The sequence below is a fragment of the Bacteroides sp. UBA939 genome (assembly GCF_002293435.1).
Lineage (GTDB): Bacteria > Bacteroidota > Bacteroidia > Bacteroidales > Bacteroidaceae > Bacteroides.
This window is the reverse complement of the sequence record NZ_DBDF01000123.1, coordinates 8,757-14,941: the sequence shown is the minus strand read 5'-3', so window position 1 is coordinate 14,941 and position 6,185 is coordinate 8,757. Positions and strand designations below refer to the sequence as shown.

Sequence of the window (6,185 nt, the reverse complement as noted above, 5' to 3'; positions counted from 1 at the left end):
ATCCGCGTCATCCGCGTCTAAAAAATGATAGTATAAACTAATTATGAACAGCTACTTAATGTGTATAAAGACCATCTGTTTAACTATACCTCAAGTGCGCCAATAATTTCTTTTACGGACTTATATCCCTGTCTGTCGAGATATTCATTGATGCCTTCCATGACCTTTATCGTCACTGTTGGATCTATGAAGTTGGCAGTACCGATTTGAATGGCCGAAGCTCCGGCAAGCATAAATTCCACTGCATCTTTCCAATTCATAATGCCTCCTAAACCTATGACTGGTACTTTTACCGCTTGCGCCACTTGCCATACCATACGGAGTGCAACCGGTTTTACAGCTGCACCCGACATTCCACCTGTTACGGTAGAGAGCACCGGACGTCTGCGCTCCGCATCAATAGCCATTCCCAACAATGTATTAATTAATGATACACTGTCCGCACCACCATCTTCCACAGCGCGGGCTATTTCGGTGATACTCGTAACGTTAGGGGACAACTTTACGATAAGTGTCTTTTTGTAAACTGCACGTACGGCTTTTACTACTTCTTCGGCACCTTTGGCTGTAACCCCAAAAGCCATTCCTCCTTGCTTAACATTGGGGCAAGAGATGTTTAGTTCTATAGCAGGAATTTTGTCAAGTTCATTAATAGCCTCGGCCGTTTTTACGTAATCTTCTATAGCAGACCCCGAAACATTTACAATCATATTGGTTTCAATGTTCCGAATGCGTGGATAGATGTGTTCAACAAAGTAATCTACCCCCTTATTTTGCAGTCCTACAGCGTTCAGCATACCTGATGGAGTCTCTGCCATACGTGGATATGGATTACCTTCACGTTTGTGAAGGGTAGTTCCCTTTACAATTATACCACCTATTCGCGCAATATTTATGAAGTCAGTAAACTCTTCGCCATATCCGAATGTACCTGATGCGGTCATTACCGGGTTTTTCAATTGTAATTCTCCAATATTTACACTTAAATCTGCCATAATAGTTTGTTTATATTAAAAACCGGACCTTCTTTACACACACATACATGTCCTTCGGTTGTATTCTCCACACAACAGAGGCAAGCGCCTATTCCGCACGCCATTGTATTTTCCAATGAAACTTCGCAAGCTATATCTTTGCTTTTGGCATATTTGGCAACAGCCATCATCATTGGTTTCGGGCCACAAGTGTAAATCTGCTTGAACTTTATTCTGTTTAATATGGAATGTTGTGTTACATATCCTTTTTCACCATGACTGCCATTTTCCGTAGTAGTATAGACATCGCCATAAGCAGCAAACTGTTCCAACTGTAACAAGTCTTTCTCACTTCTCGCTCCCAGAAGGAATGTCGGTTTGCTACCATTTTTCGCTAATTGCTCACCTAAATAGAGCATAGGAGCCGTACCGACACCACCACCTACCAATAATAACTTGTCAGAAGAGCTTTCGGGCATCGTGAAACTATTTCCTAAAGGAAGTACTGCATTAATTGTTTCTCCGGCTTTAGCTTGTCCCAATCGCCTGGTTCCGTCGCCTACCAATTGAATAAGGAACCAGACTTCGTTGCGTTGCCTGTCTACATAATTAATAGAAATGGGGCGGCGTAGAAAAGTGGTTGGAGAACCGTCTACGCGAATTTCCGCAAATTGTCCCGGTTGCATTTCCGGGAGCGGAGACGGAGACGTCAATTTCAGTAGCGCATAGTTTGTATGCAATCTGATATTCTCAGTCACCGTTAAATCTAAAATATATTTTTTCATATCCTGATAAAGAAGAAATTTAGCCTTCAAGGGCACAAAGATAACTTAAACATACGGGAAATCATGTAAACCGTTGTTTTTTACTTCTTAATTTTCAGGTTTGAATATCTCGTACGTGCTGTCATCAAAGAAAATTCTTATTTCGGTGATTTTCCTGGGAGGTCTTTCTTTGTATATAACCTCCTGTTTTACAACCTCTTTGGTAGGATAAACAGGGGGTTCTGATGCTATTTCCTTGCGATTTTCCGCAGTGCTCGACTCTTTGGACGAATTTACGGGATTCTCGGCAAACAATGGATAGTCAAATTTGGCTTCAGTAGAAGAAGGAGAGCTATTGCTCATTGCACCTTTACCTGTAAGTAGCCATTCCAAATTAATATCGTTGTATCTTTGGTGTAACCGAAGAATAACTTCTGTACTTGGATACTTGTTGCGCGGTCCCAAGATATGTGAAATAGTGGCTTGGGCTACTCCAATGCTTTCGGCAAATGCGCCTGCGGTTAGCTTTTCCCGATCCATAATCATTTTGAACCTATCTTTAATGCTCATGATTGTAGTATATAGGTGAATGTTTACATTTGTATTATTAATCTTTTGCATCACAAAAGTAAAAAAACAAATTCACAAAAGCAAATCAAATACGTAATACTTTAGATATTACAATATTGATTGCGTATTTCATTTGTCAATATTACAATTATAATCCGCTATAAACAACGTCAATATAGAGATATTTCTAAGCTTTAATATAACTACGTACGGCACTGATAATTAGTGATATACGCTTATATAAATCAGTATATAACCTCATATTACAATTGTGCCTGCTAAGTATATTGTCTTTCTTAATGGTTTAGATTAGATAAATGCATATATTGATACTGATTATCAATAGATTATATTCAATTATGATGGTGTTAACCCCTACTCTATTATTTTTGTTATATAGCTATTACTATAATGATTTTATTGTATTTACAATTGTATTACACTATTAATAAATATATATGTAATATATACCCGTTGTGAAATAAACAATTGTGCACAGTCGGTATTACATAAGTAATATTTCATGGTTTCAAAAGCAACTATTCTTCTTTTCTAATCAATACATCATCCTATACAAAATATCATTGAGAAAAGAATATGTTACAATCAAAACAAGAAAGCATAGTTTTGGCTACATTCAATAATCCCTAAATTAAAATCTCTGCTTTATTTCCGTATAAATGGCTGGAAGTTGGTAAATAACGAATTCTAAGACGCCTTTTTTTGATGTAATAACCTATATATCAGTATATTATCATACATTTTTGCGACTCTTATTTCTGCTATTCTAGAAAAAAACCTCTGTTTTAGTAGAAAAATAACAGAATGATAGTAAAAATGCAGTTTTATATTCCGTTATGGACTATCATGATAACATTTATAATCTCACTGAAAACTGTAAATAGTTAAAGTTCCGAGTATTTATACTGGTTTCATGAAGTGGGCTTTTTGATTTAAATGCTATTTGAATTTACTACGTAGTAGTGTATAAACTACTACGTAGTAGTGTATAAACTACTACGTAGTAATGACCCAACTACTACGTAGTAAATGATCAACTACTACTAAGTAATTGACTAACTACTACTAAGTAGTTGGGCAACTACTACTAAGTAATTAGCCAAGCACTACTGGGAAAAGCTGAGATTATTTATTGTTCAATACAAAAAAATCATGTGCCGGAAATTTCGGATAATCCGTTATTCAAGGCAAAGAGTATAGTCGTAGATTACCCACTGATTTACTCTACAGAAACTTATCAGCAAGGTCAATGAATAAAAAAGGAGAATTAATGCAATATCTTAAAAACTAATTCGCGAAGGATATCTCCATCATTCAGAGAAGAATTCCCTACTCCTTTTGACTTTGCATCCGCATATCTTATCTCACCAATAATCTGCATAGTCTTTACTCCACTGTACCGATACATAGCAGCAAGATATTCCTTGGATTGCCAGGGAGTTCTTAATCCCAACATATTAGCAATGCCCTGCTCTGACTTTTCAGGTGCATAATAGGCTAACATCAGGTTAGAAAAGAAGCCAAAGAGTAAAGATAAAGTCATCTGAATTGGGTTAGTTTTGGGGTTTTCCTCAAAATATTTTATTATTTTATTAGCCTTTAGGATGTCTTTTTCAACGAGGGCGCTGCGTAGTTCAAAGTTATTATAATCTTTGCTGATACCGATGTTCTTTTCTATCTGTTCGGGCGTAACGCGTGTATAACCTTTTGGAAGTGTAATGATTAACTTTTCCAGTTCTCCGGTAAGGCGGCTTAAATCAGTACCAACAAAATCGGCAAGCATGGAAGTAGCTTTAGGTTCTACATCAATCCCTTTACGTTTCATATACGAGGTGATAAATGCCGGTAGTTGCGCATCCTTTAGCTTTTTGGATTCAAACAGGACACCTGTTTTTTCTATTTCGGCAGCGAGTTTTTTTCTCCGGTCTAAAGTGCCGTGCTTATGGCATATTACTAATATGGTGGAAATCAGCGGTTTTTGGAGATAGAATGAAAGCTCCTCCATGTTACGGATGTTCTGTGCTTCCTTTACTATCACTACTTGATGCTCAGACATCATGGGATAACGTTTGGCAGCATTGATAACTGTAGCAATGTCCACATCTGCACCGTAAACAACGGTCAAGTTAAACTCTTTTTCAGTTTCAGTAAGAACATTATTCGTTATGTAATCGGTAATGAGGTCAATATAATAAGATTCCTCCCCCATAAGATAGTAGACGGGGCGATACTGTTTCGCTTTCAGTTCCTTCAGTATGTCGTCGCACGTAATTTCTTGTTTTGCCATAGTATTACCAATCAAATTTCAGGTGTTTAACAGTCTTTTTCTCGTCTATAATCATACGTAAGGAAGCTATGCCGATTTTGACATGCTCTGTTACATAGTTTTGGGTAACTATGTTGTCGCTTTTATCAGTCTTTACTCCTTCGGGTATCATAGGCTGGTCAGAAACCAATAAGAGGGCGCCGGTTGGAATGTGATTGGCAAAGCCGCAACTAAACAAAGTTGCCGTTTCCATATCTACAGCCATGGCACGGGTTTTCTTGAGGTATTCCTTGAATGTATCGTCATGTTCCCAAATCCGGCGGTTGGTAGTATATACGGTACCGGTCCAATAGTCGCGGGCATAGTCACGAATGGATGAAGAAACGGCGCGTTGCAGCATAAAAGCCGGAAGTGCGGGTACTTCGGGTGGAAAATAATCGTTAGAAGTTCCTTCACCACGGATAGCGGCAATAGGAAGGATGAGATCACCTATTTTGTTTTTCTTATCAATTCCACCGCATTTGCCTAAGAACAAGCATGCCGTGGGGTGAATGGCGCTCAGCAAATCCATGATGATGGCAGCATTGGGGCTTCCCATACCGAAGTTGATCATGGTAATGCCTTCAGCCGAGGCAGATGTCATATTGGCATCTTTGCCGAGGATAGGTACATCGAATTGCTCTGCGAAGATTTCTATGTATTTGTTGAAGTTGGTCAACAAAATGTATTCTTCGAAGTCCTCTAATCTGCGTTTCGTGTAACGAGGCAGCCAATTAGCCACGATTTCTTCTTTCGTTTTCATAAGATTATTATTAAATTTGTTCCCTAAATCGTTTTGGTGAAAGCTTATTTATTCAGGTTTCGTATGTTATTTTGTTGTTGGCTGTCAGCGAAGCTAAACGAGATACTACTGATTGTCAACAATAAATATAACATGCGATACTTGAATTATTTAAATTACAAATTTACAATAAAAAAGTAAAAGCAGAAAATTAAAACGTAGTGATAGTGTGCGAGGAACTATAATAATAAAATATGTTATCATTAAATTTGCCAACGTTCGATGCCAAAGTTGTGAGCCGTGAAGGTAAGCCTGTTATTTTCGATGTTATACGCCGTCGCTATGTTGCGTTGACTCCCGAAGAATGGGTACGCCAGCATTTTGTGCATTTCCTGTTGGGTCACAAAGGCTACCCGCAGGCGCTGATGGCAAACGAAGTACAAGTACAGTTAAACAATACTCAAAAGCGGTGTGATACTGTGCTTTACCGCCGGGATCTGACGGCAAGGATGATTATGGAATATAAAGCGCCGGATGTTAAGATAACTCAGACGGTCTTTGACCAGATTACACGTTACAACATGGTGTTGAAGGTGGACTACCTTATCGTAAGTAATGGTATGCAGCATTATTGCTGCCGGATGGATTATAAAAATAACCGGTATATCTTTCTTGAAGATATACCGGCTTATCAGGAGTTATAAGTAAATGTTCATAATTAGTTTATACTATCATTCTTTAGACACAGATAACGCGGATGACACGGATCTCTTTTTATTTTCCGGGTAGGCTAACGTAGCGCAGCATTT

At 38.3% G+C, this 6,185-nt stretch carries 6 protein-coding genes; 1 reads left to right on the top strand and 5 read right to left on the bottom strand.

The features are described 5' to 3' along the window. Positions 1–83: 83 nt before the first annotated feature. The 5 genes from B2Z67_RS08150 to B2Z67_RS08130 form a co-directional block, all read right to left on the bottom strand. On the bottom strand, positions 84–995 hold the full coding sequence (locus B2Z67_RS08150) for a dihydroorotate dehydrogenase (protein ID WP_291529326.1): 912 nt from the start codon (positions 993–995) through the stop codon (positions 84–86). Further along, positions 983–1,759, bottom strand: coding sequence for a dihydroorotate dehydrogenase electron transfer subunit (locus tag B2Z67_RS08145; RefSeq protein WP_291529325.1), 777 nt, complete (start codon positions 1,757–1,759; stop codon positions 983–985). The genes B2Z67_RS08150 and B2Z67_RS08145 overlap by 13 nt, the downstream gene beginning before the upstream one ends. A gap of 87 nt (positions 1,760–1,846) precedes the next feature. Further along, complete coding sequence (locus B2Z67_RS08140; protein WP_291529324.1) at positions 1,847–2,308, bottom strand: helix-turn-helix domain-containing protein; 462 nt, start codon at positions 2,306–2,308, stop codon at positions 1,847–1,849. Positions 2,309–3,596: 1,288 nt separating this feature from the next. Next, entirely contained in the window at positions 3,597–4,616 is a 1,020-nt protein-coding gene (holA, locus tag B2Z67_RS08135) for a DNA polymerase III subunit delta (protein ID WP_291529323.1), read from the bottom strand. A gap of 4 nt (positions 4,617–4,620) precedes the next feature. Then, a complete protein-coding gene (locus tag B2Z67_RS08130; RefSeq protein WP_291529322.1) occupies positions 4,621–5,397 on the bottom strand; it encodes an AMP nucleosidase in 777 nt (258 codons plus the stop codon). A 233-nt stretch (positions 5,398–5,630) separates the two neighbouring features. Between B2Z67_RS08130 and B2Z67_RS08125 the strand changes: the two genes are divergently transcribed. Beyond that, a complete protein-coding gene (locus tag B2Z67_RS08125) occupies positions 5,631–6,080 on the top strand; it encodes a type I restriction enzyme HsdR N-terminal domain-containing protein (RefSeq protein WP_291529321.1) in 450 nt (149 codons plus the stop codon). Positions 6,081–6,185 lie beyond the last annotated feature (105 nt).